The 767-nt window shown below is 70.1% G+C and carries 1 protein-coding gene; it reads right to left on the bottom strand.

Going from position 1 to position 767, the window contains the following annotated elements:
* Positions 1–767 (bottom strand): M3 family metallopeptidase (locus tag AC5E6L_RS00865; RefSeq protein WP_491770604.1); only part of this gene is annotated, 767 nt, incomplete at both ends.

Genomic DNA, 767 nt, shown 5'->3' with positions numbered 1-767 from the left:
ATCCGTTCGAGCGGCATGAACGGCTTGACCTCGTCGTCGGAATAGGCGTGACGCGCCGCGCGGATCTTGTCGGCATAGTGGCGCCAGTCCCAGGCTCTGAGGCCGTGGTTGGCGCCTTCGTCCCGCATCAGCGCGACGATGTCCTCGGCCTCGGTTTCCGCCCGGCCGCGCGCCTTCTCCCACACGGTCTCCAACAGCTCGTTGACCGCCTCGGGCGTTCCGGCCATGGTGCCGTCGAGCTTGAGCGCGGCGAAGCTGGCATGGCCCAGAAGCTGCGCCTTTTCGGCGCGCAGCGCGAGCGTTTCGGCGATCACCGGCCGGTTGTCGCCCTCGCCGCCGCCCTCGCCGCGGCCCGTCCAGGCGCCGAACGCCTTCTCGCGCAGATCGCGACGGGTCGAAAAGGTCAGGAACGGCACGATGACGGAACGCGACAGGGTGACCGCATGCCTTCCGTCATGGCCGCGCTCGGCCGCGGCCGCGGCCATGGCCGCCACGGTCGAGGACGGCAGCCCGGCAAGGTCGCCCGGCGCGTCGAGAACCAGCGCCCAGTCGGCCTCGTCCCTGAGCACGTTCTGGCCGAACGCCGTCCCCAGCGCGGCGAGCCGTTCGTTGATCGCGATCAGGCGCGCCTGCGCGTCGCCCTTGAGCGCGGCGCCCTGGCGGACGAAATTGCGATGGCAGTTCCTGAGCACCAGCGCCTGCTCGGTGGTCAGGTCCAGGCGATCTCGGTTTCGCCAGAGTGTGTCGATGCGCGCGAAGAGCTTTCC

The organism is Roseitalea sp., assembly GCF_984466335.1.
This window is presented reverse-complemented; position numbering and strand designations above follow the sequence as displayed.